This window comes from Vibrio sp. 10N.222.48.A3 (assembly GCF_041475345.1).
Classification (GTDB): Bacteria; Pseudomonadota; Gammaproteobacteria; order Enterobacterales; family Vibrionaceae; genus Vibrio; species Vibrio tasmaniensis_A.
Map to the genome: position 1 here is coordinate 1 of NZ_JBFRVX010001577.1, position 601 is coordinate 601.

The 601-nt window shown below is 40.9% G+C and carries 1 protein-coding gene; it reads left to right on the forward strand.

Translation table 11 applies throughout. From position 1 onward, the window contains the following. Positions 1-60: 60 nt before the first annotated feature. The gene (locus AB4653_RS27825) at positions 61-495 is read left to right on the forward strand and encodes a GNAT family N-acetyltransferase (RefSeq protein ID WP_102257377.1); all 435 of its coding nucleotides are present in this window, start codon (positions 61-63) and stop codon (positions 493-495) included. The last annotated feature ends 106 nt before the right edge of the window (positions 496-601 follow it).

Consider the following 601-nt stretch of genomic DNA (forward strand, 5'->3'; position numbering starts at 1 on the left):
GGGGTCATTATGTCTATGCGGTTTGGGAAAAATTGTACTTAATCTCAGGGAGGAGTTTGAGTGAAAGGCTTTAGAATTAGCACCAATAATGATGAACTTGATCTTAATGTCATTCATCAATTTGTTTCAACAAGCTATTGGGCTCAAGGTATCCCTAAGAGCGCATTGGAAAAAGCTGTACTAAATTCATTCTGTTTTGGGGTGTTTGAAAGTTCAGGCTCTCAAGTCGGCTTTGCCCGCTTGATTACTGATAAGGCAACATTTGCGTACTTAGCCGATGTATTCATTCTTGAATCTCACCGAGGGATAGGGTTGAGTAAATGGCTAGTCAAAACAGTCGTTGAACATCCTGATCTGCAAGGCTTAAGACGAATGGTTCTAGCCACGAGAGATGCTCATGGCTTGTATTCACAGTACGGTTTTAAGCCTATTGAGAACCCAGAAATACTTATGCAAATCTGGCATCCGAACATTTATAACAAATCAACCGCATAACAAACTGTTTAAGGGGGATTCGCAACGCGTGGCATTTTTACTGTGTGTTGGTTTTAGTGATTAAGGTGTTTGCAGTAGCTTCGGTATTGCGTTGTTCACGCTTTAA